Origin of the sequence: Achromobacter ruhlandii, assembly GCF_002082135.1 — a bacterium.
GTDB lineage: Bacteria > Pseudomonadota > Gammaproteobacteria > Burkholderiales > Burkholderiaceae_B > Achromobacter > Achromobacter ruhlandii.
This window is the reverse complement of the sequence record NZ_CP017433.1, coordinates 5,735,495-5,761,662: the sequence shown is the minus strand read 5'-3', so window position 1 is coordinate 5,761,662 and position 26,168 is coordinate 5,735,495. Positions and strand designations below refer to the sequence as shown.

Sequence of the window (26,168 nt, the reverse complement as noted above, 5' to 3'; positions counted from 1 at the left end):
ACCAGATCAATCATCAGAGGAATATCGGCATGACATCGACAGACCCGGCCGGCTGGATCGGCAGCGGCGAGCGCCAGGCGGACGCGCTGGATCCCGGCCATGCGGCGCGCGTCGCCGCCACGCTGGGCGGCCCCGCGCCCGCCGTGGGGGACCCCTTGCCCCCCTTGTGGCAATGGGCGTTTTTCATCAGCACGGTGGCGGCCGATGGCTTGGGGACGGATGGGCACCCGGCCCGCGGCGGCTTCCTGCCGCCGGCGCAGGACCGCAACCGCATGTGGGCCGGCGGCCGCGTCGAATTCCGCCAGCCGCTTAGGGTGGGCGTGCCGGCCGAACGGGTCTCGGTGGTGGCCGACGTCAAGGAAAAGGCCGGCCGCACCGGCGCGCTGCTGTTCGTGACGGTGCGCCACGAGTACCGCCAGGACGGCGAGGTGGCCATCCTGGAAGAGCAGGACATCGTCTACCGCCAGCCCACGCCGCCCAAGCTCGCCGGCACCGAGCCGGCGCCACAGGCGCAGTGGCGCGACACCATCGAACCCTCGTCGGTGCTGCTGTTCCGCTATTCGGCCGTGACCTTCAATGGCCACCGCATCCACTACGACCATCCCTACGTCACCGGCACCGAAGGCTATCCGGGCCTGGTGGTGCACGGCCCGCTGATCGCCACCGAGATGGTCGCCGCCTTCATGCGCGCCCACCCTGGCGCCCGTCCCACGCACCTGTCGTATCGCGGCCTGCGGCCGCTGGTTTCACCCACGCCCTTCCAGGTCGCCGGCCGCCTCGAGGAACCGGGCCTGGCCCGGCTCTGGGCCGAGCAGGACGGCACGCTGGCCCACCAGGCCGAACTGAGGTTCACCGCATGAGCACGCCTGCCCCCCGCCCGCTGGACGGCATTACCGTCGTCAGCCTCGAACACGCCATCGCCGCCCCGTTCTGCACCCGCCAGCTGGCGGACATGGGCGCGCGCGTCATCAAGATCGAACGCCCCGGCGCGGGCGACTTCGCCCGCGGCTACGACGAGCGTGTGCGCGGCCTGTCGTCGCACTTCGTCTGGACTAACCGTTCCAAGGAAAGCCTGACGCTGGACCTCAAGCGCGACGAAGCCGGCGACATCATGGAACGCCTGCTGCAACAGGCCGACGTGCTGGTGCAGAACCTGGCGCCCGGCGCCGCCGCGCGCCTGGGGCTGTCGTTCGAGGCACTGCACGCCAAGTATCCGCGCCTGATCGTCTGCGACATCTCCGGCTATGGCGAAGGCGGCCCCTACCAGGACAAGAAGGCCTACGACCTGCTGATCCAGAGCGAAAGCGGCTTCCTGTCGGTCACCGGCACCGCCGACGACCCGGTCAAGGCCGGTTGCTCCATCGCCGACATCTCGGCCGGCATGTACGCTTATTCCGCCATTCTCAACGCGCTGCTGCTGCGCCAGAAGACCGGCCTGGGCAGCCGCCTGGACGTCTCCATGCTCGAGAGCATGGTCGAGTGGATGGGCTTCCCGATGTACTACGCGTTCGAGGGCGCGGCGCCGCCGGTGCGCGCCGGCGCGGCCCACGCCTCGATCTATCCCTACGGGCCGTTCCCCACCGGCGACGGCAATACCATCATGCTGGGCCTGCAGAACGAACGCGAATGGCGCGTGTTCTGCGCCCAGGTGCTGCGCCAGGCCGAGCTGGCCGAGGACCCGCGTTTCGCCACCAACTCGCTGCGCACCGCCAACCGCGAGGCCCTGCGCGCGCTGATCGTCGCGGCCTTCGCCGATCTCAGCGTGCAGCAGGTCACCGACCGGCTGGAAGACGCGCAGATCGCCAACGCCCGGGTCAACGACATGGCCGGGGTCTGGGCCCACCCGCAATTGCGGGCGCGCGACCGCTGGAGCCAGGTCGACAGCCCGGCCGGCGCGCTGCCGGCGCTGCTGCCGCCGGCCAGTAGCAACGCCTTCGCGCCGCGCATGGCGGCGGTGCCCGCCGTGGGCCAGAACACGGATGCGGTGCTAGCATCACTGGGATACGCGCCCGAACAGGTGGCGCGCTTCCATGCTTCGGAGGTGGTGTGATGCATTCCGTCGTTCGTACCGCGCTGTTCGTGCCGGCCTCCCGTGCCGAACGCATCCCCAAGGCCCTGGCCAGCGGCGCCGATGCCGTCATCGTCGACCTGGAAGACGCGGTCGAGCACCTGGCCAAGGCCTCGGCCCGCGAAGCGCTTTGCGACTTCCTCGGCACCCAGCCGCAGGCGCGGGTGTGGGTGCGGATCAACGACGCCTCCACCTCGTGGCACGACGACGACCTGAAGGCCTGCCGCGGCAAGCCCGCCGTGGCCGGCATCCTGCTGCCCAAGGCCGAAAGCCTGGCGCAGGTGCGCCACGTGGCGCAGGCGGGGCTGCCGGTCATTCCGATCCTGGAAACCGCGCGCGGCATCCTCAACGCCGCCGAGGTCGCCGGCACGCCCGGCGTGGCGCGGCTGGCGTTCGGCAGCCTCGACTACGGCCTGGACCTGGGCCTGGCGCCGGACACCGCCGGCGCCGAAGCCGTGCTGGACCACGCCCGCGTGCAGGTGCTGCTGCAGACCCGCGCCGCCGGGCTGGCGCCGGCGCTGGACGGCGTGTTCCCGGGGGTCGAGGACCACGCCGGGCTGTCCGCCGCCGCCGCGCGCGCCCAGCAGATGGGGTTCGGCGGCATGCTGTGCATCCATCCCGCGCAGGTGCCGGTGATCCACGCCGCCTTCGCGCCCGATCCGGCCGAGCTGGCCTGGGCCCGCCGCGTGGTCGACGCGCACCGCGACAAGGCCGCCGGCACCTTCATGCTGGACGGCAAGATGGTGGACGCGCCCGTCATCACCCGCGCCCGCCGCGTGCTGGCGCAGGCAGGCGAAGCCAGCGCCGCTTGATCCCGTCCGGCGGTGTCCGGCCTACAATCCGGCAAATCTTTCCGCGGACGGTCTCATGAGTGCAGCGCTTTTCATCGGGCATACCTACATCGACGTCACCGTGCTGGCCGACGAATGGCCTACCGGCGACGAGAAAAGCGTGGCGCGCGACTACGCCGTGTCGTTCGGCGGCAATGCCGTCACCGCGGCGTTCGCCTGCGGCAAGCTGGGCACCCGGCCCGACCTGATCTGCTCGCTGGCGCCGGACTGGCTCGGCCACATGTATACCGACATGGCGGCCGCGCACGGCGTCACGCTGCACGGGCGCCAGGTGCGGCGCTCGTCGCTGTCGTTCATCATGCCCAACCATGGCAAGCGCGCCATTGTGCGGGCGCGCGATGCCGACTACCTGAACGATTTCCCGCGCCTGGACGTCGATGGCTATCGCGCGCTGCACCTGGACGGCCACCAGCCCGACGCCGCGCTGCACTACGCGCGCGCCTGCCGCCAGGCCGGCATCCTGACCTCGCTGGACGGCGGCGGCGTGCGCGAGAACACTGACGAACTGCTGCGCCACATCGACGTGGCGGTCTGCGCCGAACGCATGTGCGAACAGCTCGACCTGTCGCCGCACGGCTTGCTGGACCTGCTCAAGCAGCGCGGCTGCCGCATCGGCGCGGTGACGCTGGGCGAGCGCGGCATGCTCTGGTACGACGAAAGCGGCAAGGTCGACACGTTGCCGTCGCTGGACGTGCCTGCGGAACGCATCATCGACACCTCCGGCGCGGGCGACGTGTTCCACGGCGCCTATGTCTGGTCGTACCTCAACCGGCCCGAGCTGGCCTGGAAGGAACACTTCACCTTCGCCCGCGCCGCCTCGGCGCACAAGATCCAGCACCTGGGCAACGAGGCGGGGCTCCCCGGCGTGGACGACGTCGAACGCGCCATGCTGGCGTTCGCGCCCAAGGCGTGACGCGGCCGCAGGGCCGATCTTCAAGGTAATCAGGAAGGCGGCGGCAACCGCGCCGCCCGGCGCGGTTCAGTCCAGGCGTTCGATCGGCTGGTCGGTGATGTCGCCGAGCCAGGCGTCGAGGCCGCGGCCGGCCAGCGTCAGCGTCGGCGCCAGGTCGCGCAGCGGGCGCAGCACGAAGGCGCGCAACTGCATGCGGGGGTGCGGCAGGATCAGGCGCTCATGCGCCATGGCGGCGTCGCCATGCAGCAGCAGGTCCAGGTCAAGGGTGCGCGGCGCGTTGCGGTAGGGCCGCTCACGGCCATGGCGCAATTCCAGCGCCTGCAGCAGATCCAGCAGGTCGAGAGGCGCCAGCGTGGTGTCCAGCGCCGCGACCGCGTTGACGAAATCCGGGCCGGTGGCGTCCACCGGCGCCGTGCGATAGAACGGCGAGGCCGTCACCGCGACGATGCCGTCGGTGGCGGCCAGCTCGGCCAGCACGCTGCGCAGCGTTGCCGCGCTGTCGCCCAGGTTGGCGCCCAGCCCGATGTAGGCGCGCACGGGGGCGGCCATGGCTTTATTCGGCGCCGCCGGCACCGCCCGCGGCGCTGCCCGCGCCACGCGAGGACGAGCGGCGGCGCGGCCGGCGTTTGCGCGCGGCCGGCGCCGGGCCGTCGCTGGCGTCGCGCGGCAGGCGCGAGACTTCCTCGATCATGTCGGCGCGGGTGGCATCGTCGGCGTTGGCCAGGTCCATCCACCACTGCGCCAGCACGCTGTCGAACTCGCCGGCGGCGGCGCGCAGCTGCAGGAAGTCGCAGGCGGCGCGAAAGCGCGGTTGTTCGATCATGCGGAAGATGGTCTTGCCCATGCGGCGCTCGAAGCGCGGCTGCATGAACCAGATCTCGCGCATGTCCGACGAGAAGCGGCGCTGGATCGCGAGCTTCTCGGTCTGCTCGTCGAGCACCGAGTCGGCGGCCTGCGACAGCGCCGGGATGGTGTGTTCGCCCTGGGCGCGCAGCTGCTTCCAGCGCACCTCCACCTGCTGCCACAGCAGCGCGGCGAACAGGAAGCTGGGGCTGATGGTCTTGCCGGCGCGCACGCGGGCGTCGGTGCGTTCCAGCGCCAGTTCCACGAAGTGCTCGCCGCCCGGTTGCTCCAGCACCACGTCCAGCAGCGGCAGCAGGCCGTTGTGCAGGCCGTCGGCGCGCAGCTGGCGCAGGCAGTCCATGGCGTGGCCGCAGGTCAGCAGCTTGAGCATCTCGTCGAACAGGCGCGAGGCCGGCACGTTCTCGATCAGGTCGGCCATGGTGCGGATCGGCTGGCGCGTGGCGGGGTCGATCGTGCCGTTCAGCTTGGCGGCGAAACGCACCGCGCGCAGCATGCGCACCGGATCTTCGCGGTAGCGCTTGGCCGGGTCGCCGATCATGCGGATCTGGCGCTTCTTCAGGTCGGCCACGCCGTTGTGGAAGTCGATCACTTCCTCGTTGTGCGGGTCGTAGTACAGCGCGTTCATGGTGAAGTCGCGGCGCGCCGCGTCTTCCTCGTGCGTGCCGAACACGTTGTCGCGCAGGATGCGGCCGTGCGCGTCGGTTTCCTGGTCTTCCGAGGCGGGGGCGCGGAAGGTGGAGGTCTCGATGATTTCCTGGCCGAACACCACGTGCACCAGCTGGAAGCGGCGGCCGATGATGCGGGCGCGGCGGAACAGCGGGCGGATCTGTTCGGGCGTGGCGTTGGTGGCGACGTCGAAGTCCTTGGGTTCCAGGCCGACGATCAGGTCGCGCACCGCGCCGCCGACGATATAGGCTTCATAGCCATGCTGGCGCAACACCTCGCATACCTTGATGGCGTGGCGCGAGACATTGCGGCGGTCGATGCCGTGCTTGTCGCGTCCGATGCGCAAAGGCCCCCGGGCTGCCGGCGCGAACAGTCGGCCGACGAATTTTTTTATGGTTTCGGTGATCATTTAGGACTTGGCATCTATGACGTGGTCGAACAGATCGATCACTTGCCAGCCGCGTTCCTGGGCGATGGCGCGCAGGGTGGGGCTGGGGTTGGCGGCGATCGGGCGGGTCACCTTTTCGAGCAGCGGGACATCATTGACCGAATCGCTATAGAAAAACGATTCGGGGAAATCCGCAAGCCCCAGGCCCATGGCGGCCAGCCAGTCGTTCACGCGCACCACCTTGCCTTCCTTGAAGCTGGGGGTGCCGAGGATGCGGCCGGTGTAGCGGCCGCGCTGGACTTCGGCGTCGGTGGCCACCAGGTGGGGGATGCCGAAGGCGCGGGCGATGGGGGCGGTGACGAAACTGTTGGTGGCGGTGACCACGGCGCACAGGTCGCCGGCTTCCAGGTGCGATTCGACCAGCGCGCGCGCGGCGGGGGTGATCGACGGGCGGATGACCTCGGCCATGAAGGCCTCGTGCCAGGCGGCCAGGTCGAACGGCGCGTGCGCCGCCAGCAGGCCCAGCATGAACTCGGCGGCCTGTTCGGCGGTGAGTTCGCCGCGGTTGTAGCGGTCCATCAGGTCGTCGTTCTGGCGACGGGCCTCGTCCGGATCGCCGGCGCGGCCGGTGCGCGCCAGGTAGTCGGCCCATTGGTAGTCGCTGTCCAGCGGCAACAGGGTGTGATCCAGGTCGAACAGGGCGAGACGTCGGGAGGTCATGTGCGTTGTGAATCCGGGTCTGCGAGCATGGCGCGCAGCAGGGGCAGGGTGATGGGACGGCCGGTGGCCAGGGAGTATCGGTCCAGCGCGTCCAGCAAGGCCGCCAGCTTGCGGATGTCGCGCTCGTGGTGCGTCAACATCCAGTTGATGATTTCGGGCGCCAGGTGCAGGCCGCGTTGGGCCGCCTGGGCCGCCAGCGCCGCCAGCTTGTCGGCGTCGGAAAGGGGATCGAGGCGGAACACCAGGTCCCAGCCCAGCCGGGTGCGCAGGTCTTCGCGCAGCGGCATCGACAGCGTCGAGCGGTCGCCCGCCACGGCCAGCGCGAAGGCGCGGCCGGTGGCGGCCGATTCGCGCCAGCGGTTGTAAAGGGCGAACAGGCCCGCCTGGCGGTGCTCGTCCATGAGGTGCACGTCGTCCACCGCCACGAACTTGGGCATGGGCGACTTGGAATCGGCCTCGGCCAGCACGCGCAGGATGTTGGCGCTGTTGGCCGCTTCGATGTAGACAGCGTCGGGGCGCGCGGTCAGCGCGCGCAGCAGGTGGCTGCGGCCGCAGCCGGCCGCGCCCCAGATGTACAGCGCGCGGCCGGGAGCAAGCGTGCGCACGGCCGCCAGCGCCTCTCCGTTGGGACCGGCGATGAAGTTGTTCAGCGAGGGCGCTGGCGCGGGAAGAACGTCGAGCAGCAGCTGGCGGTTCATGAGAGGTGATCGATCAGGCGGGTAGAGCCAGGCTCCAGGGTGAGCCCACGGCCGGCGGCGGCGTTGCCCGCCAGAAACTGGCAAAATCGCTATCGGCCAACCCTACACTTTAAACCACCCGGGGCGCCGGTGTCGCGTCCAAGCCCTTTGCCTGGCTTGGGTTTGCGCCAAAATGGCGCCGCGCCGGGCCGGGGCCGTCCCGCCCGCCGCCGGCGGCTTTCGCCGGGCGCTGGCCAGGACCGGGCCGCAACATCGTAAAATGCAGGGCGTTCCACCCCAATTCCCAGCAATTGTTACATATCCCACGGCATTTCTCATGACGAATCAACCCAAAGCTCCCCTGACCTACCGTGACGCCGGTGTCGACATCGACGCGGGCGACGCCCTGGTCGACCGTATCAAACCGCTTGCGGCGCGCACCATGCGCCCCGGGGTGCTGGCCGGTATCGGCGGCTTTGGCGGCCTGTTCGAAGTGCCCAAGCACTACAAGGAGCCGGTGCTGGTCTCCGGCACCGACGGCGTCGGCACCAAGCTGCGCCTGGCGTTCGACTGGAACCGCCACGACACCGTCGGCATCGACCTGGTGGCGATGAGCGTCAACGACATCCTGGTGCAGGGCGCCGAGCCGCTGTTCTTCCTGGATTATTTCGGTTGCGGCAAGCTTTCGGTGGACACGGCGGCGTCGGTGGTGGGCGGCATCGCCAAGGGCTGCGAACTGTCGGGCTGCGCGCTGATCGGAGGCGAAACCGCCGAAATGCCGGGCATGTACCCCGATGGCGAATACGACCTGGCCGGGTTCGCGGTGGGCGCGGTCGAGAAGTCGGCCATCATCGACGGCAAGTCGATCAAGGTCGGCGACGTGGTGCTGGGCCTGGCGTCCAGCGGCGCGCACTCGAACGGCTATTCGCTGCTGCGCAAGATCCTGGAACGCGCCGGCGCCAAGCCGGACGACGACTTCCACGGCCAGCCGCTGGTCGACGTGGTCATGGCCCCGACCCGCATCTACGTCAAGCAGGTGCTGGCCGCGCTGGCCAAGCACGGCAGCGCCATCAAGGGCCTGGCCCACATCACCGGCGGCGGCCTGCTCGACAACGTGCCGCGCATCCTGCAGGACGGCCTGTCGGCCCGCCTGCGGCGCGATAGCTGGGAAATGCCCAAGCTGTTCCAGTGGCTGCAGGAGCAGGGCGGCGTCGAGGACACCGAGATGTACCGCGTCTTCAACTGCGGCATCGGCATGGTGCTGGTGGTGGATCCGGCCCAGGCCGACGCCATCGCCGCGACGCTGCGCGAGCAGGGCGAAACCGTCAGCAAGCTGGGCGAGATCGTCGCCCAGACCGAAGGCATGCCGCAGACCGTGGTGGTCTGAGCCGGCTGGCCTCGCAATGAAGAACCCGCCCTGGTGGCGGGTTTTTTATTTCGCTGTCCGGCTAGAAGAACTTGACCCGGCCCGCGTCCTCGCGGAATGCTTCTCCCGTATCCAGGTCCGTGCGCCAGATGGTGTCGTGAACGGACAGAAAGCCGCGCACCTGCCGGTTGGCGTCCCGCGCGTCGCGCCAGGCCGCCTGGAACCAGGCGAGGTAGGTCTCCGTCATTATTTCGCGCAGTTCATCGCCGAAGTCGTCGTCCTCGTTGTCCATGGCTTCGGTCAACGCGGCGTCGACATCGGGCGGAATCAACGGGTACTGCAATGCCAACCGCAGGCCCCGTCCACAGTAGCCGGAACGCGTGTTCAAGGGAATCGCGACGGGAGTGAACGACTCCCAGTCGTACTCGAAGTGGATGGCGTCCACGTTTTCCCTGGAAACGCCCTGGTCCAGCGTGAACGGGCGTTCGCGGAGCAACCGCTGGATTTCGCCGATCAAGGCCTCGTGCTGCTTGCGCAGCATGGCGGCAAAAGACGTGCTTGCTTCGTTGATGTCCATCATCTCGATATCCAGTGATTGGTCGCCGTCGCGGGCGGCCGGTTGCGGCGAAAGGGCCCGAAGGCGTGCAGCCGCTTGCGTCAGGATGCGTCGGCCAGTGCCGCGGCCACCGCGTCGATGGTCTGCGCCACCGCGTCGGCCGCCAGGCAGTCGACGATCACGCGCTCGGGCTGGGCCCGCAGCCAGGTGATCTGGCGCTTGGCCAGCTGGCGGGTGGCGGCGATGCCCTGTTCGCGGGCTTCCTCCAGGCTGATCTCGCCGTCGAGATGGGCCCACATCTGGCGGTAGCCCACGCAGCGCACCGACGGCAGGCCCGGGTGCAGGTCGGCGCGCGCATGCAGGCCGCGCACTTCTTCCAACAGGCCGTTGGCCAGCATCGCGTCGAAGCGCTGTTCGATGCGCGCGTGCAGCGCGGCGCGCGCCGAGGGTTCCAGGCTGATGGTCAGGTAGCGCTTGTCGTCGTCGCCGGCGGCGGCGCGCTGGCGGCCGAGCAGCGCCGACATGGGCTGGCCCGATAACTGGCAGATCTCCAGCGCGCGCTGGATCCGCTGGCTGTCGTTGGGCGCCAGGCGCGCGGCGGTGACAGGGTCGAGCCGCGCCAGCTCGGCGTGCAGCGCCGGCCAGCCGTCACGGGCGGCGCGCGCTTCCAGTTCTGCGCGCAGCGCGGGGTCGGCCTGCGGCAGGTCGTCCAGGCCGTCGCGCAGCGCCTTGTAGTACATCATGGTGCCGCCGGCCAGAAGCGGAATGCGGCCGCGCGCGCGGATCGCGTCGATCAGGCGCAGCGCGTCGGCGCGGAATTCGGCCGCCGAATACGACTGTGCCGGGTCCCGGATATCCAGCAGGTGCTGGGGCACCTGCGCTTGTTCGGCCGGCGACGGCTTGGCGGTGCCGATGTCCATGCCGCGGTAGATGGTGGCGGAATCGACGTTGATGATTTCCAGCGGCCAGCGTTCGGCCAGCGCCAGGGTGGAGGCGCTCTTGCCGGCCGCGGTGGGGCCGGCCAGGCAGATGACGAGGGGAGGGGCGGACACGGACAAGATCTATTGCCCGCGCAGGAACAGCTTGTCCAGGTCGGACACCGACCACTGCACCCAGGTGGGCCGGCCGTGATTGCACTGGTCGGCGCGCTCGGTGGCTTCCATCTGCCGCAGCAGGCCGTTCATCTCTTCGATCGTGAGCTTGCGGTTGGCGCGCACCGAACCGTGGCAGGCCATGGTCGAGAGCAGTTCGTTGCGCTGTTCGGTCAACAGGCGCGACACGCCCACGCCGGCCAGGTCGCGCAGCACGGCGCGGGCCAGCGTCTCGATGTCGCCGCGCGCCAGGATGGCGGGCACCGAGCGCACCGCGATCGACGTGGGGCCCGAGGGGCGCATCTGGAAGCCGAGGTCTTCCAGCTGTTCCTCGAATTCCTCGACCACCGCCACATCCTTTTCCTGGGCGTGGAACACCACCGGCACCAGCAGGTCCTGGCGCGGCAGGCTGCGCGCGTCCAGCGCCTGCTTGAGTTGTTCGTAGACCACGCGCTCATGGGCCGCATGCATGTCCACCAGCACCATGCCGCGGCGGTTCTGCGCCAGGATGTAGATGCCGTGCAACTGGCCCAGCGCCATGCCGAGCGGGTGTTCCTCGTCGGCCGCCAGCGTCGGCGCGGGCGCGGCCTGCGGCGCCAGCGCCGCCACGTCGCGCAGCGGCTCGACGCGCGCGGCGGTGTCTTCGGTCAGGGGGCGATACAGCGATTGCCAGTCGGCGGCGGGAATCCCGGCCGGCTCGGCGTGCAGGCGGAACGGCACCTGCGTGTGCGGGCGCTGCGGCGCTGGCGAGGGCCGCAGGCCGTAGGCGGGCGCGGCGCCCGGGCTGGCGCCGGTATAGCCGGGGCGAGGCGTGTCGGCCGGCGTGGAGGCGGGCAAGCCGCCGGTTGTCGCGGGCGCTGACGGCGCCACGGTCTCGAATCCATCATCGTCATCGCGCGTCGCCGCGGCCGGCGCCACCGCCGACGATCCGCCGGTCTGCGCCAGCGTCTGGCTGACCGCGTGGTTGACGAAGCGGTGCACGGCGCCGCTGTCGCGAAAGCGCACCTCGTGCTTGGCCGGATGCACGTTGACGTCGACCGCGGCCGGGTCGATGTCCAGGAACAGTACGTAGGCCGGCTGGCGGTCGCCATGCAGCACGTCGGCATAGGCGGCGCGCAGCGCGTGGCTGACGGTGCGGTCGCGCACGTAGCGGCCGTTGACGTACAGATACTGCCGGTCGGCGCGGGCGCGGGCCGCGGTGGGGCGGGTGATCATGCCGGCCAGGCTGACCGTGCCGACGCTGTGCGACAGCAGCAGGCCATGTTCGGCGAATTCCGCGCCCAGCACGTCGCGGATGCGCTGCGGCGGTTCGGCCGGCAGCCACTGGCGCTGCGCGCGGTCGTGGTGGAACAGGCGGAAGGCGATCTGCGGATGGGCCAGCGCGATGCGCTCCATGGCGTCGACGCAGTGGCCGAATTCGGTGGCTTCCGAGCGCAGGAACTTGCGGCGCGCCGGCACCGCGTCGAACAGCTGGCGCACGTCCACGGTGGTGCCAGGCGGGCCCGAGGCAGGGGTGACCTGCATGCTGCCGGCCTGGATCTGCCAGGCATGCTCGCCATCGCGGGTGCGCGAAATAATGGAAACCTGCGCCACCGAGGCGATCGAGGCCAGCGCCTCGCCGCGGAACCCCATGGACGCGACCGATTCCAGCTCGTGCAGGTTGCGGATCTTGCTGGTGGCGTGGCGCGCCAGCGCCAGCGGCAGTTCTTCCGGTGGAATGCCGCCGCCGTCGTCGGTCACCGCAATGCGGCGGATGCCGCCGCCCTCCAGGCGCACCTCGATCGCGCGGGCGCCGGCGTCGATGGCGTTCTCGAGGATTTCCTTGAGCACCGAGGCGGGTCTCTCGATCACTTCGCCCGCGGCGATCTGGCTGATCAGCAGGTCGGGCAGCGCAAGAATGGAGCGGCGTTCTGTCATGGGGTGTTCCGGTGTAGCCATAGGGAGGATTTTAGCCTCTGGACACGGTGGGCTATAGTCGTGGCCTGATTCCCCTTCCGCTTCCAGGGACGTATTGATGCTCGATTTTTTCCAAATGGTGCTCCACATCGACCAGACCCTTGGCGTCTGGGTCCAGCAGTACGGCGTGTGGGTCTATCTGGTGCTGTTCCTGATCGTTTTCGCGGAAACCGGGCTGGTGGTGCTGCCCTTCCTGCCGGGGGACTCCCTGCTGTTCATCGCTGGCGCCTTCGGCGCCACGGGCAGCCTGGATCCGGTATTGCTGGGCGCGCTGCTGATCGTGGCCGCGATTACCGGCAACAGCGTGAACTACGCCATCGGCCGCTACCTCGGGCCGCGCGTGTTCTCGATGAACCTGCGCTTCCTGGATCGTGGGGCGCTGATGCGCACGCATGCGTTCTACGAGAAGCATGGCGGCAAGACCATCGTCATGTCGCGCTTCATTCCGGTGGTGCGCACGTTCGCGCCGTTCGTGGCCGGCGTGGCCGACATGCCGTTGTCGCGCTTCCAGATGTTCAACATCCTGGGCGCGCTGTTGTGGGTGGTGAGCCTGGTGGCGGCGGGCTATTTCTTCGGCAACATCCCGTTGGTGAGGGAACACCTGAACACCATCGTCCTGATCGGCCTGGCCGCGGCCATCGTGCCGGTGGTCGGCGCGGCCCTGTTCAAGCTGCTGCGCGCGCGCCGGGGCGGCTAGCGGCGCCGACGGACGCGCAGCCGCCACCGGAAACGGAAAAGGATGGGATCAGAAGATCGCGGTGACGCTCAACTGGTAGGTCCTGCCAGGCGCGACACCCAGGGCGATATCACGCTGGTCCTGGTCCGAGCCCATCGTCATGCGCTTGTTGCTGGCGTACTCCCAATACTTGCGGTTGGTGAGGTTGTAGACGCCCATCGCCACCGTCAGGTGCTTCTTCACGTTGTAATAAGCCGCCAGATCGAGAATGCTGTATCCCGGAATGCGCATGTAGTTCTTTTCGTATTTGCCGGAATACTCCTCGAACGTCAGGCTGCCATTGTTCGGGAAGTTCTGCCGGACGGGATCGACGGCTTGCTTGCCCTTGACGAAGGTTGCGGTAATGCTTGCGCCGTAGCGGTTTTCAGGGTCATCCCAGGCCAACGATGCAATGGCCTTGACGGGCAGCACGCTGTCCAGTTCCACCCAGCCATCACCCGAATACGATGATTTCGATTTGCCCTGGTTGTACCCCAGGGCGAAAGTGCTGCTCAGCCCATGGGCTGCGCCGAACAGCGCGCCATAATCGATCCGGGTGACCACCTCGGCGCCATAAATATAGGCCTTGTCGCGGTTCTCGGCGATGGTGAGGCTGGAAATCGAGGCCGGCAATCTGGCGAGCAGGCTTTCCACGCCAGGTTTCGGCGCGCCTGTCTGGTAATCCCTCAAGGCGTACTTGCGGTTGTAGATGAAGTTGTCGTAACGGTTGTAGAAGACACTGCCGCGCACCATCAGGCCGCGGGCTGCCTTGCCAGCCACCCCGAGTTCAAACTGATTGCTGGTTTCGGACTTCAGATCGGAATTGCCGACCATGGCCGGCGAGGCGCGTCCAATCCTGGGATGCAGCCAGATTCCCGCTATCTGACTGCTGGTGGGATACGAAACGCCGCGTTTGTATTGCAGGTAGGTGTGGAACTCCGGGTTGAAGGCATACATGACGGTCAGCGAAGGCAATAGCTTGCCGTCCGTAAACGTCTTGCCATGTATTTCGTTGATTTCCGCCAACGTCAAAGCGCCCAGCGCGTTGTCGTCGGATGGCGCCTCGAAGCCCTGCGGATTGATCTTGTGCCACGAATATTTCAGTCCCGGCATCACCGAAAGCGCGCCGATGGTGATGGTGTCGCTCAGCCACACATTCGTGTCATAGGTTCTGTTGTTGCCCTGTGGCTGCAAGGTGGGATAGTCCGCGCCGACTTGTTCAAACGGCCGGGAAAAATCCGTTATCGAGAAATTCACGCCGTAATTCAATGCCTGGGCGCCATAGTCCTTGGTGATTTCGCTTTGCAGGCCATACGTCTTGGTGTTCATGTGGGAGAAGGTCGAAACATTCTCCAAGGGGTTCTCCGTCTCCATTCCGGTGGACCTCGACCTGGATGAAGTGACGATATCCTGCGCTGAAACGGTGTCATCGCCAACGCGCGTTTGCTGATAGAAGATCTTGCTTTCCATCGTATCCATCAACGCGTTGTTTCGCGGCGTGAAAACGTGCGCCAGGCTGATCGAATCGCGTTGCGTGGAATTGCGCTGCCTGCTTGCGCCGACAACGCTTTCGTGGGGGGCGCGGCTGTTCAGCTTTTTATACATGGGCGCGCTTTCGCGGCTGGACTTGCGATAGAAATCCAGGGTGCCTATGATGCGGCCGCTGCCGCCGGTGTCGATGACGCCGTTGATCAGCGCGGCATCGGAATGCCAGCGCATCGGATAAGTATCCAGATAGCCGCTGTTGTTCTGCGTTTGCCTGCCATCACGGCGGCTGTAGGCGAACAATGCCCGGGCGCTGTCATTGCCGAACGCGGTGGTTGCGCCGTTGTGCCAGGCATGATCGGAGGTGTCGAACTCGCCGGTGTATTCCAGGTAGCTGCGTTTACCGTCCGTGAGATAGGCGTCCGGTGATTTGCTGATGAATGACACGGAGCCGCCGACCACGTTCTTGACCGTGTTCTGGCGCGCCGATCCGGAAGTGATGTTCACCTGGCCGTAAAGATAGGGGTCGATGTAGTCGCGGCCAATGCCAAAAGTATCTTCGCCGCTGGAGACCGCGTAACTGCGCCCGGTGGCGTCCGGCAAGGGAATGCCGTTGACATCCAGCGCCACCCGGTTGCCATCCAGGCCGCGAATGTTGTAGCTGCTGTAACCGCCGCGGTCAAAACCCGATTTGCCGTTGCTGGAACCATTATTCACGCCTGATGCGCTGATCAGCGGTTGGTAGCGCATGATTGTGCCAAAGTTGTTTCCGCCAGTCCTTTTCAGCTCATCGGCGGAAATGGATTGCGTGGCGACATCTTCCGGCTTGATAGTTGCGCTAACAGTGATCGGCGAAAAAACCTTCAGCCCGTCACGAGCGTCGTGCCTGGCCTCGCCGGGCGTGGCCTCGTTCGGGATGGTCTGGCCATAAGAGGTTGTGGACAACAGGAGGGCTGCCGCCAGCGATATGTTGGTGCGTTTCATGTTCCAGAATCCCTGCATGATGAATACAGGATTGCGCTGGAACGCAACGCGGAGCGGATAACAGGCAGACGGCCATGGATCTTTCCAAAAGATGGCCGCTAATCTACCGGGGTCGCCTTTCGGCCTCTGTATGGATCCGTCTGAAAATCCAGAGACAAGTCTCGCACTCGCCGGCATATAGGATGGGATAACCCGGCGCTTGCGATAGCCGCATCGCATTCAAATCGAAGCCGGATCGTCCGAATGCATTGACGGCGCGCCGCAAAAGAAAATGGCCATGCGCAGGCATGGCCATTCTCGTATCCGGCGATGTCTCAGCTGACGTCGCCCAACCGCGCCAGCGGCGGGTTGGCGGTGAAGTAGCGCTGGATGCCCGTCAACATGGCCTGCGCCAGTTTTTCCTGGTGCGCGGTAGTCTTGAGCAGCGCCTCTTCCTGCGGGTTGCTGATGAAGGCGGTCTCGACCAGCACCGACGGGATGTCGGGCGCCTTCAGCACCGCGAAGCCGGCCTGCTCGACGCTGTTCTTGTGCAACCGGTTGATCTTCTTGATCTCGTCCAGGAAGGCGTTGCCGACCTTGAGCGAGTCGTTGATCTGCGCGGTGGTGGACAGGTCCAGCAGCACCTTGGCCACCTGGCGGTCGTGGCTGCCGAGGTTGACGCCGCCGATCAGGTCGGCCGCGTTTTCCTTGTCGGCCATCCAGCGCGCCTGGGCGCTGCTGGCGCCGCGCTGCGACAGCGCGAATACCGAGGAACCGTTGGCCGAGGGCTTGATCCAGGCGTCGGCGTGGATCGACACGAACAGGTCGGCGTGCACCCGGCGCGCCTTCTGCACACGCACATGCAGCGGCACGAAGAAGTCATCGTCGCGCGTCAGGTAGGCGCGCATGTAGGGCTGGGCGTCGATCAGCGCCTTCAGGCGCCGCGCGATGCGCAGCACCACGTCTTTTTCACGCAGGCCGCTGCCGCCGATGGCGCCGGGGTCTTCGCCGCCGTGGCCGGGATCCAGCGCGATGGTCAGCATGCGTTGCTTGCCACGGCCGGCGGAGGCGGGCGGCGACTTCGGCACCGGCAGCGGCGCGGCCGGCTGCTGGCCGCGCACGCGCGGCGGCTCAGGCGGGTCGGCGCGGGTGGCCGGGTTGCGCTGGATGTCTTCGAGGATGCGCGCCAGCGGATCGTCGGCGTCGGGGCCGGTCTTGTTGAGGATGGCGACCAGCGGATCCTGCGCGACCTTGGGATACAGGTCCAGCACCAAACGGTACTGGTAGTCGGCCACCGGCTTGAGCGTGAACACCTGCGGCGCCACGGCCTGCTTCAGGTCGAACACCAGCCGCACCACGTTGGGCCGGTTCTGCGCCACGCGCAGGCTCTGGATGTAGGGATCGTCGGGGCGGACCTTGGACACCAGGTCGTTGAGCGCGGCGCTGAGGGTCAGTCCCTCGATATCGACCACCAGGCGGTGGGGATTTTCCAGGGTGAACTGTTCAGCCTTGAGCTCGCTGTCCAGCTCCAGCGTGACGCGGGTGTATTCGTCCGCCGGCCAGGTGCGCACGGCCAGGATGGTGGCGGCCTGCGCCAGCCGCGGCACCACCGGCAGGACGAGCAGGGTGGCAGCGACGCTGATCAGGCGACGTCGGGTGGCGCCTGCCGCGGGGAGGGCGCCGTGTCGGGCGGGGGGACAATCGCGTTCAACCATGTTTGTCCTCGAGCGGTGTGCGCGGTCAGCGTGACATCGCGTCCTTGGCCGGCGTACGACAGGGAAATCTGCAGGTCGGGAGGGGGCAAAAGGCCCTCGGCCCGTTCCGGCCATTCAATCAAAACGACCGCATCCTCACGCAGCAAATCCCGGAATCCGGCGTCCAGCCATTCGCGCGAATCACTAAATCTATAAAAATCAAGGTGATAGAAGTATAAGTTAGAAACTTTATAGGATTCAAGCAGCGCGTAGCTGGGACTCTTGATTCGGCCTGTGATGCCGCATTCCCGCAACAATGCCCTGGAGAAGGCCGTTTTTCCTGCCCCCAGGTCTCCCTGAAGATGGATACATGCGCCTGCCAGGCCGGTTTCGCGGCCGGAGACAAGCGGGGCGAGCTGTCGCGCCAGCGCCTCGGTGGCGGCTTCGTCGGGCAGGTGCAGGGTCAGGCTGCGAAGGGGAGCGGACATGGCGCGGGTCGCGGGGCGAGTGGTAAAAGGTCAGGATGGGAACACGGTTCGAACGCAATTATAGGAATTCGGGTTTCTGCTAATCTTATAAGTGATTGCTATTCTCAAATACGTCCGGCCAGGCGGGTCCCGCCGGCCGAGACGGACGCCGCCACGGAGCAGTAAGCGCCATGAAGACCCGCATCGAAAAAGACACTTTTGGCCCCATCGAAGTCCCCGAGGATCACCTCTGGGGCGCGCAGACGCAGCGTTCGCTGCATTTTTTCGCGATCTCCACCGAAAAGATGCCCGAGCCGCTGGTGATCGCGATGGCGCGCCTGAAGCGCGCGGCCGCCAAGGTCAACGCCGACCTGGGCGAACTCGATCCCAAGATCGCCGACGGCATCATCCGCGCCGCCGATGAAGTCATCGCGGGCAAGTGGCCCAACGAATTCCCGCTGTCCGTGTGGCAGACCGGCTCGGGCACGCAAAGCAACATGAACATGAACGAGGTGCTGGCCAACCGCGCCTCGGAACTGCTGGGTGGCGTGCGCGGCGAAGAACGCAAGGTGCACCCCAACGACCACGTCAACCGCGGCCAGTCGTCCAACGATACCTTCCCCACCGCCATGCACGTGGCCGCCGCCGTCCAGGTCGAGCACCATCTGCTGCCGGCGCTGAAGACCCTGCGCGCCACCTTCGCCGCCAAGAGCGCCGAGTTCTACGACATCGTCAAGATCGGCCGCACCCACCTGCAGGACGCCACCCCGCTGACGCTGGGCCAGGAACTGTCCGGCTACGTCGCCCAGCTCGACCTGGCCGAACAGCAGATCCGCGCCACGCTGCCGGGCCTGCACCAGTTGGCCATCGGCGGCACCGCCGTCGGCACCGGCCTGAACGCGCACCCGCAGTTTTCCGCCAAGGTCTCGGCCGAGCTGGCCCACGCCACCGAAACCGCCTTCGTCTCCGCGCCCAACAAGTTCCAGGCCCTGGCCTCTCACGAAGCCCTGCTGTTCGCCCACGGCGCCCTCAAGTCGCTCGCCGCCGGCCTCATGAAGATCGCCAACGACGTGCGCTGGCTGTCCAGCGGCCCGCGCTCCGGCCTGGGCGAAATCAGCATCCCCGAAAACGAACCGGGCAGCTCCATCATGCCGGGCAAGGTCAACCCGACCCAGTGCGAAGCCATCACCATGCTGGCCGCCCAGGTCCTGGGCAACGACGTCGCCATCAACATCGGCGGCGCCAGCGGCAACTTCGAGCTGAACGTCTACAAGCCCCTGGTGATCCACAACTTCCTGCAGTCCGTGCGCCTCCTGACCGACGGCATGGCCAGCTTCGACAAGCACTGCGCCGCCGGCATCCAACCCAACCGCGAACGCATCGCCGAACTGGTCGACCGCTCGCTGATGCTGGTCACCGCCCTGAACCCCCACATCGGCTACGACAAGGCCGCCCAGATCGCCAAGAAGGCGCACAAGGAGGGCCTGTCGCTGAAGGAATCGGCCCTGGCCCTGGGCTACGTCACCGAAGCCCAATTCGCAGAATGGGTCGTCCCCGGCAGCATGACCAACGCCGGCAAGTAATCCCGCCGCAAAAAAACGCCGCCCCGAGTGAACTGCCCCCCCGAGAGTTGGACATGGATTCAACCTTCGGGGGGCAGTTCAGAGGGGCGGCTTTTATTTTCGCGCCGCGCTTGATGGCGCGGCCGCACCACGCGGCTGACCGAGCCCCTCTTCATCCAGAGGATGTGGTCCCCCCCGTCGTTCCAGTCTCTCATCACGCCGCACTGCGCGCGCCGCCATAGCGCGCCGTCCGCGCAGACGCGCAGCGCACACTCCCCCGACGCACACAACCATGTATGCCAGGTCCGGCCGCCCGCGCGGCCGGACCTGGCGGGCAACGCAAATCCCCTCCCTGTCCCTCGGCCCAGCAGCGCGACATTTCTCAACCCCCGTAGCCCCTCGCGGTGGCGTTGGGCCGTGTGAGCAACCTCGATACGCCCGAGGGAATCCGGAGGAGTCGCCGAAGGCGAAGACGAGGATGACAACGGGGCGGTCCGGAGCGAACGCTCCGGACCGCAATCGTGGGCGCTCACACGGCCCAACGCCGCCGCGAGGGGCGACCTACGAAGAAAGCAACCGCCGCAAAAACCCGCGAGCCGCGCAACCAAGGAAGCCCCTAAGCGCTCCCCGCCAACAACACCCAAGCAGGAATCGTCAACGCAGAAAACAACGTCCCCAGGGAAATGAGCACAGCCACCATCCTCCCATCTCCCCCCATCCGCATCGCCAGCACATAAGCCGCCGAAGCCGTCGGCAACGCCGCAAACAGCAACAGCATCCGCGCCTCCAGCGGCGCCAGCCCCAGCAACCTGGCCACGCCCAGCGCCACCAGCGGCAACGCCACCAGCTTCACCGCCAGCATCCACGCGATCAGTCCGCCATAGCCCTTGCCGCCTTCCCACGCCAGGCTGGCGCCCACGCACAGGATCCCCAGCGCGATCGCCGCCGCGCCCAGACGCGCCAGCACCGTGTCCACCGGCCCCGGCAGATGCAGCCCCGCGAGATTGCACACCAGGCCCGCCAGGGTCGACACCACCAGCGGATTGCGCGCCAGCTCGCGCAGCAGGTTGCCGCCGTTGTGGCGCGCCAGCCCGTACACCGCCGCGATGTTCGCCATCGGCACCGCGAAGCCGATGATCAGCGCCATCACTGTCTGCCCCTGCGTGCCGCCCAGGCTGGCGGATAGGGCCAGTCCGATATACGTGTTGAATCGATAGCCGCACTGCGCCGACGAGGCCAGCCCCAGCGACGTCGGCTTGAGCACCAGCCCCGCCAGCCACGACAGCGCCACGCCCGAGACGATCACCGCCGCCGTGGCCTGCAACAGTATTGCGGCGTTGCCGGCGCTGATCGGCGTGCGCAGGATGGATTGGAACAGCAGGGCGGGGAACAGCACGAAGTACACCAGGCGCTCGGTGCCCGCGAAGAATTCACGTGAGAAATTGAGTTTGTGGCGCAGCGCCCAACCCAGCGCGACCAGCATGAAATCAGGGAAAACCAGCAGTGCGACCGACATGGGGATTGTGTTTTTTCGAGAGCGCCCGCCGGGGATCGGCACGCTATGCGACTGTAAGCATTTGCTGCTATTCTCCGTCATTCTGGCGGGCGCGTGTGCCACAAGCAACTCAATAAACAGCACGGCTTCCGGCCCTGCATACAAGCGATGCCCCGCCAACGCTAACTGCTGTCCCGTCCACAGACGGGGGCGCCACAAGACGGTCCGTTCACACTCGGGCTCGCACATTTGGAGGAAACACACCAATGATGAAAATTCGCTCCCTGGCTGTCGCCATCGCACTGGCCACCGGCACGATCGGCGCTTCGGCTGCGCATGCCGCCGACAAGTACCCCGACAAGCCGATCCGCGTCATCGTTCCGTTCGCGCCCGGCGGCTCCACCGACATCATCGCGCGCCTCGTGACGCAGCGCATGAGCCAGGAACTCGGCCAGCCCATGGTGGTCGAGAACAAGGGCGGCGCCGGTGGCGCCATCGGCGCGGCCGAAGCCGCGCGCGCGGCGCCGGATGGCTACACGCTGTCGATCGCCACCGTCTCCACCATGGCCGTCAATCCGGCGTGCCGTCCCAACGACCTGCCGTACGATCCGATCAAGGACTTCCAGCCGGTCACCAACTTCGCCAACACCGCCAACGTGGTCGCGGTGAATCCGAAGTTCCCGGCCAAGGACTTCAAGGGCTTCGTCGAAGAACTGAAGAAGAACCCGGGCAAGTATTCGTACGGCAGTTCGGGCACTTGCGGCGTGCTGCACCTGATGGGCGAATCGTTCAAGATGGCCACCGGCACCGACATCGTGCACGTGCCCTACAAGGGTTCGGGCCCGGCCGTGGCCGACGCCGTTGGCGGCCAGATCGAAATCATCTTCGACAACCTGCCGTCCTCCATGCCGCAGATCCAGGCGGGCAAGCTGAACGCCATGGCGATCGCCTGGCCGGAAGACATCGCCTCGCTCAAGGGCGTGCCGAACTTCAAGCAGGCCGGCTTCCCGGTGCTGAACCAGCCGGTCTGGTACGGCCTGCTGGCGCCCAAGGGCACGCCGATGGAAGTCGTGAACAAGCTGCGCGATGCCGCCGTGGTGGCCCTGAAGGACCCCAAGGTCATCAAGGCGCTGGACGATCAGGGCTCGGCCCCGTCGGGCAACACGCCGGAAGAGTTCGCCAAGGAAATCAAGGAACAGTACGACTGGGCGAAGGACGTCGTGAAGAAGCAGAACATCAAGCTGGATTGATGGCCTGAGGGCGCGGGCGCTTCGGCCCGCCGCCCGCCAGCAGCCTGAAAAGGAGGCGCCCCGCGGGGCGCCTCTTGCTTTGTTGCGCGTGGGCCCCCCGCCGGCGCGGTCAGCGTTCCAGCGCTGCCTGGCTTGCTTCGCAGGCCGCGCGCAATCGATCGATCAGGTCGCGATGCACCGCCGTCAGCGGATCCTGGCTGCGCGTCAGCACGCTGATTGGCACGCCCAGCGTGGGCGACAGGCGCCGCAGGCGCATGTCGGGTCGCAGCATGGCCTGGGCGGTAATGGCGTCGACGATGGCGTCACCCGCGCCGGCCTGCGCCAGCGCGCAGGCGACGTAGTGGGTCTGCACGCGGATCGCGGCGTGCGGGTCCACGCCCTGCGCGTCCAGCGCCATTTGGAGCAGGGCGCCGGCGGCGTCGCTGGCGTCCAGCAGGATCAGGCTGTCGCCGGCGATGTCGGCCAGCGCCAGCGGGCCGCCGTCGGGGCCGCGACCCAGGTGGACCAGTTCGGTCTGGCCCAGTTCGGTGCGCGTCAGGCCCGGCGTCTCGCCGGTGTCGAAGGTTACCGCCAGGTCCAGCTCGCGTGTCAGCATGCCCCGCACCAGCTCGCTGCTGTGATAGGTGTGGATATCGAAGGTCAGGCCGGGTTGCGCATCGCGGCTGTCGCGCACCACGCCGGGCAGCAGGCCCAGGCCCAGCGCCGGGGCGCAGCCCAGCCGCAGGTGCGCATGGGGCCGGTCGCGCAGGCTGGCGGCCAGCCGGCGCACGCTGTCCAGGTCCTGGTTCAGGCGCGCCACTTCGGGCGTCAGGATGTCGGCCTCGCGCGTGGCCACCAGGCGGCCCTTGACCCGCTCGAACAGCCTGAAGCCCAGCTGCGACTCGGCGCTGGCCAGCAGCTTGCTGGCCGCGGGCTGGGTGATGTGCAGCGCCGCCGCGGCCTGGGTCAGGGAACCGGTGCGGCGGATCGCTTCGAAGATCTCGATGTGGCGCAGGCGCATGGAGCAAAGGAGGGTATCGGCGCAATCCCGCATTCTACGGCGCGGCGGCGCGCGTGCGACAGCGGCGCGGGTCTTGTCTATCATGGACATCCAAGCCGGGCGTCCGGCGTCATCCTGGAGCTTGTCCCATGCGCGTGCGCCGTTCCTCCGCCGCCCTCCTGCTCGCCGTCATGCTGGCCGCGACGCCGTCCGCCTGGGCGCGTTCGCCGGCGGCCACGGAGGACCGGAATCCCGAGGCCGCCACGGGCAGCCAGGCCCGCGAACTGGCGCGCGCCGCGCATTTCATGGTGGTCGCCGCCAACCCCCTGGCGACCGCCGCCGGCAACGAAATGCTCAAGCGCGGCGGCAGCGTGGTGGATGCCGCCATCGCCACGCAGCTGGTGCTGAACCTGGTCGAGCCGCAATCCTCCGGCATCGGCGGCGGCGCCTTCATGGTGGTGTATTCGGCCAAGGACCGCGCCATCGTCACCTACGACAGCCGCGAAACCGCGCCGGCCGCGGCGCGGCCCGATCGCTTCCTGGATGCCGAGGGCAAGCCGCTGCCGTTCGCGCAGGCGGTCAATAACGGCATGGCCGTGGGCGTGCCGGGCCTGCTGCGCGGCCTGGAGATGGCGCACAAGCGCCAGGGCAAGCTGCCGTGGGCCGACCTGTTCCAGCCCGCCATCCGGCTGGCCGAGCAGGGCTTCGCGGTGTCGCCGCGCCTGCACAAGCTGCTGGCGGGCAACAAGGAATTGCCGCGCCAGCCGGCCGCCGCGGCCTATTTCTATGCGCCGGACGGCAGCGCCTGGCCGGTCGGTCACGTGCTGAAGAATCCCGCCTTCGCCGCCACGCTGCGGGCCGTGGCGCAGGGCGGCGCCGACGCCTTCTACCAGGGCGATATCGCCCGCGACATCGTGGCCGCGGTGCATGCGCATCCCAAGCCGGGCGATCTGACGCTGGCCGACCTGGCGGGCTATCAGGCGCGGCAGCGCGAGCCGGTCTGCGGCGCCTATCGCGGCTACGAGCTGTGCGGCATGGGGCCGCCCAGCAGCGGCCCGATCGCGGTGCTGCAGATGCTGGGCGAACTGGAGCAATATCCGATCGGCGATTTCGCGCCCGGCAGCGTCGAGGCGGTGCACTACTTCGCCGAGGCCGGCCGGCTGGCCTTCGCCGACCGCGATTTCTACGTGGCCGACCCGGATTTCGTCCGCGTGCCGGTGCGCGCGATGCTGGACCCCGCGTACCTGCGCGCCCGCGGGGCGCTGATCCGGCCCGACCGCAGCATGAAGGTGGCGCTGCCCGGCGACCCCGAAGGCAAGCTGCTGTCGCGGGGGCGTGACAACGCCCTGGAGCAGCCTTCCACCAGCCACCTGGTGGCGGTGGACGCCGATGGCAATGCGCTGTCGATGACGACCACCATCGAGAACGAATTCGGCAGCAAGATCTTCGTGCGCGGCTTCCTGCTGAACAACGAGATGACGGATTTTTCGTCGTCGTTCAAGGATCCCGAAGGGCGGCTGGTGGCCAACCGCGTCGAACCCGGCAAGCGCCCGCGCAGCGCCATGGCGCCGATGATCGTGCTGCGCGACGGCAAGCCCTACCTGCTGGTGGGATCACCGGGCGGCAGCGCCATCATCAACTACGTCGCCAAGACCATTGTTGCGGTGCTGGACTGGAAGCTCGATATCCAGGCCGCGGCGGCCCTGCCGAACCTGGGCAGCCGCAACAAGGAGACCGAGCTGGAGAAGGGCACCGCGCTGGAAGCGCTGGCGCCGGCCCTCGAACGCATGGGGCATCCGGTGAAGATCACCGAGTTCCCCAGCGGTATCCACGGCATCGTGATCGATGCCGAAGGCTTGCAGGGCGGTGTCGATCCGCGCCGCGAGGGCCTGGCCCAAGGCGGTTGAAGCTTTTCATTGCGGGCCTGCCGCCCGGCTTCCGAAACGCTGGCCGCCCGGCCCCGCGAGCGGCGGGGCCAGGCGCAACGGTTCATTCCAGCGCCGACGGATCCAGCCGCATCTTGTCCTCGCGGCTGCGCGCCAGGTAGGTCACGCCCCACATCGCCACGCCCAGCAACAGCAGCCAGCCCGCCACCTGGTACTGGATCAGGTCGCGCCCGGTCAGCGGCGTGACCAGGAACAGGCAGGCGGCCGCGCCCAGCCACGGCACGATGCGGTTGATGCGGAAATGCTCGTGCTTGACCTGGTCACGGCGCAGCACCAGCACCGCCACGTTGACGAAGGCGAACACGCCCAATAGCAGCAGCGCCGTGGTGCCGCCGAGGGCGCGGATAGCCTCGGAATCGGCCAGCGCCACCAGGATGATCAGGCCGAAGGCCAGCGCGGTGGTGAACAGGATGGCCGTCCACGGGGTCTGGTTGCGGCGATGCACGTGCGCCAGGAAGGCCGGCAGCACGCCCTGGCGCGACATGCCGTACAGCAGGCGGCTGGCCATCATCATGTTGATCAGGGCCGAGTTGGCCACGGCGAACATCGAGATCACCGGCATGATGTATTCCACCGGCAGGCCAGGCGCGGCGCGCTTGACCACCAGCACCAGCGGCGTGCTGCTGCTGGCCAGTTCGCCCACTGGCACCAGCGCCACCGCGCAGATCGACACCAATACGTAGATCACTGCCGTCAGGCCCAATCCGGTCAGCATCACCTTGGGAAAGATGCGGCTGGGGTTGTGCGTTTCCTCGGCCATGTTGACGGAGTCCTCGAAGCCGACCATGGCGAAGAACGCCAGCGCCGTGGCCGAGGTGACGGCCAGGAACACGCTCTTGTCTTCCGGTGTGTCGAAAGCGATGACGCGCGAGAAATCGGCCTGGCCTTCCGACATGGCGTAGAAGCCCAGCAGAATGACCATCAGCAGGCCCGACAGTTCGATCAGCGTCAGGACCACATTGGCGCGCACGCTTTCGGACGCGCCGCGTAGGTTCACCAGCATCACCAGCGCCATGAAGCCCAGCGCGCCCATGGTGATCCACGCCTTGCTGGCCTCGATGCCGAAGGCCGCGAACAGGTTGGCCGCGAAAGCCTGCGACGCCGTCGCGGCCGAGGTCAGGCCCGAGCACATCACGGTGAAGCAGACGATGAAGGTCAGGAAATGCACGCCGAACGCCTTGTGCACGTAAAGCGCGGCGCCCGCGGCTTTCGGGTACTTGGTGACCAGTTCCAGGTACGACAGCGCGGTCAGCAGCGCCACGCCGAAGGCCACCAGGAACGGCAGCCAGGCCGCGCCGCCGACTTCCTTGGCGACCTGTCCGGTCAGGGCGTAGACGCCCGTGCCCAGGATGTCGCCGACGATGAAAAGCAGCAGCAGCTTGGGGCCCATCACCCGCTTGAGCGGGGCGTTCTGTTGCGGCTCGCCGCTGGAGGCGTTCGTGGCCATAGTCTTTCTCCTTGTTCTCGTTCGATGGGGGAGTCGCGCCAGGGCAACG

22 protein-coding genes are annotated in these 26,168 nt (G+C 67.6%); 9 read left to right on the top strand and 13 right to left on the bottom strand.

The features are described 5' to 3' along the window. The first annotated feature begins 29 nt into the window (after nucleotides 1-29). From AruCF_RS26165 to AruCF_RS26150, 4 genes are read left to right on the top strand one after another with little or no spacing between them, the layout of a single operon-like run. Complete coding sequence (locus tag AruCF_RS26165) at nucleotides 30-860, top strand: HTD2 family dehydratase (RefSeq protein WP_049071532.1); 831 nt, start codon at nucleotides 30-32, stop codon at nucleotides 858-860. Then, nucleotides 857-2,050, top strand: a complete 1,194-nt coding sequence (locus AruCF_RS26160; RefSeq protein ID WP_049071533.1) for a CaiB/BaiF CoA transferase family protein — start codon at nucleotides 857-859, stop codon at nucleotides 2,048-2,050. The genes AruCF_RS26165 and AruCF_RS26160 overlap by 4 nt, the downstream gene beginning before the upstream one ends. Next, entirely contained in the window at nucleotides 2,047-2,880 is an 834-nt protein-coding gene (locus tag AruCF_RS26155; protein ID WP_049071535.1) for an HpcH/HpaI aldolase/citrate lyase family protein, read from the top strand. Before AruCF_RS26160 ends, AruCF_RS26155 begins: the two co-directional genes overlap by 4 nt. Before the next feature lie 55 nt (nucleotides 2,881-2,935). Next, entirely contained in the window at nucleotides 2,936-3,832 is an 897-nt protein-coding gene (locus AruCF_RS26150) for a sugar kinase (RefSeq protein WP_049071537.1), read from the top strand. Between the two features lie 66 nt (nucleotides 3,833-3,898). Here the strand turns inward: AruCF_RS26150 and AruCF_RS26145 are convergent, their stop codons facing one another. The 4 genes from AruCF_RS26145 to hda are packed head-to-tail and all read right to left on the bottom strand — an operon-like array spanning nucleotide 3,899 to nucleotide 7,168. Further along, nucleotides 3,899-4,381 carry a 2-amino-4-hydroxy-6-hydroxymethyldihydropteridine diphosphokinase gene (locus AruCF_RS26145; protein WP_049071538.1) on the bottom strand — a complete coding sequence of 161 codons (483 nt, stop codon included), beginning with the start codon at nucleotides 4,379-4,381 and terminating at the stop codon, nucleotides 3,899-3,901. 4 nt (nucleotides 4,382-4,385) lie between these two features. Continuing rightward, nucleotides 4,386-5,771, bottom strand: coding sequence for a polynucleotide adenylyltransferase PcnB (gene pcnB, locus AruCF_RS26140; RefSeq protein ID WP_049071540.1), 1,386 nt, complete (start codon nucleotides 5,769-5,771; stop codon nucleotides 4,386-4,388). Further along, nucleotides 5,772-6,470, bottom strand: a complete 699-nt coding sequence (locus tag AruCF_RS26135; protein WP_049071542.1) for an HAD family hydrolase — start codon at nucleotides 6,468-6,470, stop codon at nucleotides 5,772-5,774. Continuing rightward, complete coding sequence (gene hda / locus AruCF_RS26130; RefSeq protein ID WP_049071543.1) at nucleotides 6,467-7,168, bottom strand: DnaA regulatory inactivator Hda; 702 nt, start codon at nucleotides 7,166-7,168, stop codon at nucleotides 6,467-6,469. Before hda ends, AruCF_RS26135 begins: the two co-directional genes overlap by 4 nt. 316 nt (nucleotides 7,169-7,484) lie before the next feature. Between hda and purM the strand changes: the two genes are divergently transcribed. Further along, nucleotides 7,485-8,534 (top strand): phosphoribosylformylglycinamidine cyclo-ligase, encoded by a 1,050-nt coding sequence (purM, locus tag AruCF_RS26125; RefSeq protein WP_049071544.1) that lies wholly within the window; start codon nucleotides 7,485-7,487, stop codon nucleotides 8,532-8,534. Nucleotides 8,535-8,595: 61 nt separating this feature from the next. Here purM and AruCF_RS26120 read toward each other — a convergent pair whose 3' ends face one another. From AruCF_RS26120 to mutL, 3 genes are all read right to left on the bottom strand, one after another. After that, nucleotides 8,596-9,093 (bottom strand): hypothetical protein, encoded by a 498-nt coding sequence (locus AruCF_RS26120; RefSeq protein ID WP_235432740.1) that lies wholly within the window; start codon nucleotides 9,091-9,093, stop codon nucleotides 8,596-8,598. Between the two features lie 77 nt (nucleotides 9,094-9,170). Further along, nucleotides 9,171-10,127 (bottom strand): tRNA (adenosine(37)-N6)-dimethylallyltransferase MiaA, encoded by a 957-nt coding sequence (gene miaA / locus AruCF_RS26115; protein WP_049071546.1) that lies wholly within the window; start codon nucleotides 10,125-10,127, stop codon nucleotides 9,171-9,173. 3 nt (nucleotides 10,128-10,130) lie between these two features. Continuing rightward, nucleotides 10,131-12,077, bottom strand: coding sequence for a DNA mismatch repair endonuclease MutL (gene mutL, locus AruCF_RS26110; RefSeq protein ID WP_049071548.1), 1,947 nt, complete (start codon nucleotides 12,075-12,077; stop codon nucleotides 10,131-10,133). Between the two features lie 97 nt (nucleotides 12,078-12,174). On the opposite strand from mutL, the gene AruCF_RS26105 reads away from it, so the two are divergent. Next, nucleotides 12,175-12,813: a VTT domain-containing protein gene (locus tag AruCF_RS26105; RefSeq protein ID WP_080977319.1), complete on the top strand. Its 639-nt coding sequence runs from the start codon at nucleotides 12,175-12,177 to the stop codon at nucleotides 12,811-12,813. A gap of 48 nt (nucleotides 12,814-12,861) precedes the next feature. Here the strand turns inward: AruCF_RS26105 and AruCF_RS26100 are convergent, their stop codons facing one another. The 3 genes from AruCF_RS26100 to tsaE all read right to left on the bottom strand — a co-directional run bounded on the left by AruCF_RS26100 (nucleotide 12,862) and on the right by tsaE (nucleotide 17,461). Further along, a complete protein-coding gene (locus AruCF_RS26100) occupies nucleotides 12,862-15,300 on the bottom strand; it encodes a TonB-dependent receptor domain-containing protein (protein WP_235432741.1) in 2,439 nt (812 codons plus the stop codon). Nucleotides 15,301-15,614: 314 nt separating this feature from the next. Next, entirely contained in the window at nucleotides 15,615-16,994 is a 1,380-nt protein-coding gene (locus AruCF_RS26095; protein ID WP_049071551.1) for an N-acetylmuramoyl-L-alanine amidase, read from the bottom strand. Beyond that, on the bottom strand, nucleotides 16,922-17,461 hold the full coding sequence (tsaE, locus tag AruCF_RS26090) for a tRNA (adenosine(37)-N6)-threonylcarbamoyltransferase complex ATPase subunit type 1 TsaE (RefSeq protein ID WP_068980980.1): 540 nt from the start codon (nucleotides 17,459-17,461) through the stop codon (nucleotides 16,922-16,924). The genes AruCF_RS26095 and tsaE overlap by 73 nt, the downstream gene beginning before the upstream one ends. 170 nt (nucleotides 17,462-17,631) lie before the next feature. Between tsaE and fumC the strand changes: the two genes are divergently transcribed. Further along, nucleotides 17,632-19,023: a class II fumarate hydratase gene (fumC, locus tag AruCF_RS26085; protein WP_049071552.1), complete on the top strand. Its 1,392-nt coding sequence runs from the start codon at nucleotides 17,632-17,634 to the stop codon at nucleotides 19,021-19,023. A 595-nt stretch (nucleotides 19,024-19,618) separates the two neighbouring features. On the opposite strand, the gene AruCF_RS26080 is transcribed toward fumC, so the two are convergent. Then, nucleotides 19,619-20,518, bottom strand: coding sequence for an AEC family transporter (locus AruCF_RS26080; RefSeq protein ID WP_104010461.1), 900 nt, complete (start codon nucleotides 20,516-20,518; stop codon nucleotides 19,619-19,621). 245 nt (nucleotides 20,519-20,763) lie between these two features. Between AruCF_RS26080 and AruCF_RS26075 the strand changes: the two genes are divergently transcribed. Continuing rightward, entirely contained in the window at nucleotides 20,764-21,747 is a 984-nt protein-coding gene (locus AruCF_RS26075; protein WP_049071555.1) for a tripartite tricarboxylate transporter substrate binding protein BugE, read from the top strand. Between the two features lie 109 nt (nucleotides 21,748-21,856). Here the strand turns inward: AruCF_RS26075 and AruCF_RS26070 are convergent, their stop codons facing one another. Next, entirely contained in the window at nucleotides 21,857-22,747 is an 891-nt protein-coding gene (locus AruCF_RS26070; RefSeq protein ID WP_049071556.1) for a LysR family transcriptional regulator, read from the bottom strand. A gap of 128 nt (nucleotides 22,748-22,875) precedes the next feature. Here AruCF_RS26070 and ggt point away from each other — a divergent pair, with 128 nt between their 5' ends. Then, nucleotides 22,876-24,633, top strand: coding sequence for a gamma-glutamyltransferase (gene ggt, locus AruCF_RS26065; protein WP_049071558.1), 1,758 nt, complete (start codon nucleotides 22,876-22,878; stop codon nucleotides 24,631-24,633). Nucleotides 24,634-24,715: 82 nt separating this feature from the next. Here ggt and AruCF_RS26060 read toward each other — a convergent pair whose 3' ends face one another. Then, on the bottom strand, nucleotides 24,716-26,119 hold the full coding sequence (locus tag AruCF_RS26060) for an APC family permease (protein ID WP_049071559.1): 1,404 nt from the start codon (nucleotides 26,117-26,119) through the stop codon (nucleotides 24,716-24,718). Nucleotides 26,120-26,168: the final 49 nt, after the last annotated feature.

Bases quoted from the DNA above. Each gene is read 5' to 3' on its own strand.
- AruCF_RS26165 (WP_049071532.1), top strand. From the start codon at position 30: ATGACATCGACAGACCCGGCCGGCTGGATCGGCAGCGGCGAGCGCCAG.
- AruCF_RS26160 (WP_049071533.1), top strand. From the start codon at position 857: ATGAGCACGCCTGCCCCCCGCCCGCTGGACGGCATTACCGTCGTCAGC.
- AruCF_RS26150 (WP_049071537.1), top strand. From the start codon at position 2,936: ATGAGTGCAGCGCTTTTCATCGGGCATACCTACATCGACGTCACCGTG.
- AruCF_RS26145 (WP_049071538.1), bottom strand. From the start codon at position 4,381: ATGGCCGCCCCCGTGCGCGCCTACATCGGGCTGGGCGCCAACCTGGGC.
- pcnB (WP_049071540.1), bottom strand. From the start codon at position 5,771: ATGATCACCGAAACCATAAAAAAATTCGTCGGCCGACTGTTCGCGCCG.
- AruCF_RS26135 (WP_049071542.1), bottom strand. From the start codon at position 6,470: ATGACCTCCCGACGTCTCGCCCTGTTCGACCTGGATCACACCCTGTTG.
- hda (WP_049071543.1), bottom strand. From the start codon at position 7,168: ATGAACCGCCAGCTGCTGCTCGACGTTCTTCCCGCGCCAGCGCCCTCG.
- purM (WP_049071544.1), top strand. From the start codon at position 7,485: ATGACGAATCAACCCAAAGCTCCCCTGACCTACCGTGACGCCGGTGTC.
- AruCF_RS26120 (WP_235432740.1), bottom strand. From the start codon at position 9,093: ATGATGGACATCAACGAAGCAAGCACGTCTTTTGCCGCCATGCTGCGC.
- mutL (WP_049071548.1), bottom strand. From the start codon at position 12,077: ATGACAGAACGCCGCTCCATTCTTGCGCTGCCCGACCTGCTGATCAGC.
- AruCF_RS26105 (WP_080977319.1), top strand. From the start codon at position 12,175: ATGCTCGATTTTTTCCAAATGGTGCTCCACATCGACCAGACCCTTGGC.
- AruCF_RS26100 (WP_235432741.1), bottom strand. From the start codon at position 15,300: ATGAAACGCACCAACATATCGCTGGCGGCAGCCCTCCTGTTGTCCACA.
- AruCF_RS26095 (WP_049071551.1), bottom strand. From the start codon at position 16,994: ATGGTTGAACGCGATTGTCCCCCCGCCCGACACGGCGCCCTCCCCGCG.
- tsaE (WP_068980980.1), bottom strand. From the start codon at position 17,461: ATGTCCGCTCCCCTTCGCAGCCTGACCCTGCACCTGCCCGACGAAGCC.
- fumC (WP_049071552.1), top strand. From the start codon at position 17,632: ATGAAGACCCGCATCGAAAAAGACACTTTTGGCCCCATCGAAGTCCCC.
- AruCF_RS26080 (WP_104010461.1), bottom strand. From the start codon at position 20,518: ATGTCGGTCGCACTGCTGGTTTTCCCTGATTTCATGCTGGTCGCGCTG.
- AruCF_RS26075 (WP_049071555.1), top strand. From the start codon at position 20,764: ATGATGAAAATTCGCTCCCTGGCTGTCGCCATCGCACTGGCCACCGGC.
- AruCF_RS26070 (WP_049071556.1), bottom strand. From the start codon at position 22,747: ATGCGCCTGCGCCACATCGAGATCTTCGAAGCGATCCGCCGCACCGGT.
- ggt (WP_049071558.1), top strand. From the start codon at position 22,876: ATGCGCGTGCGCCGTTCCTCCGCCGCCCTCCTGCTCGCCGTCATGCTG.
- AruCF_RS26060 (WP_049071559.1), bottom strand. From the start codon at position 26,119: ATGGCCACGAACGCCTCCAGCGGCGAGCCGCAACAGAACGCCCCGCTC.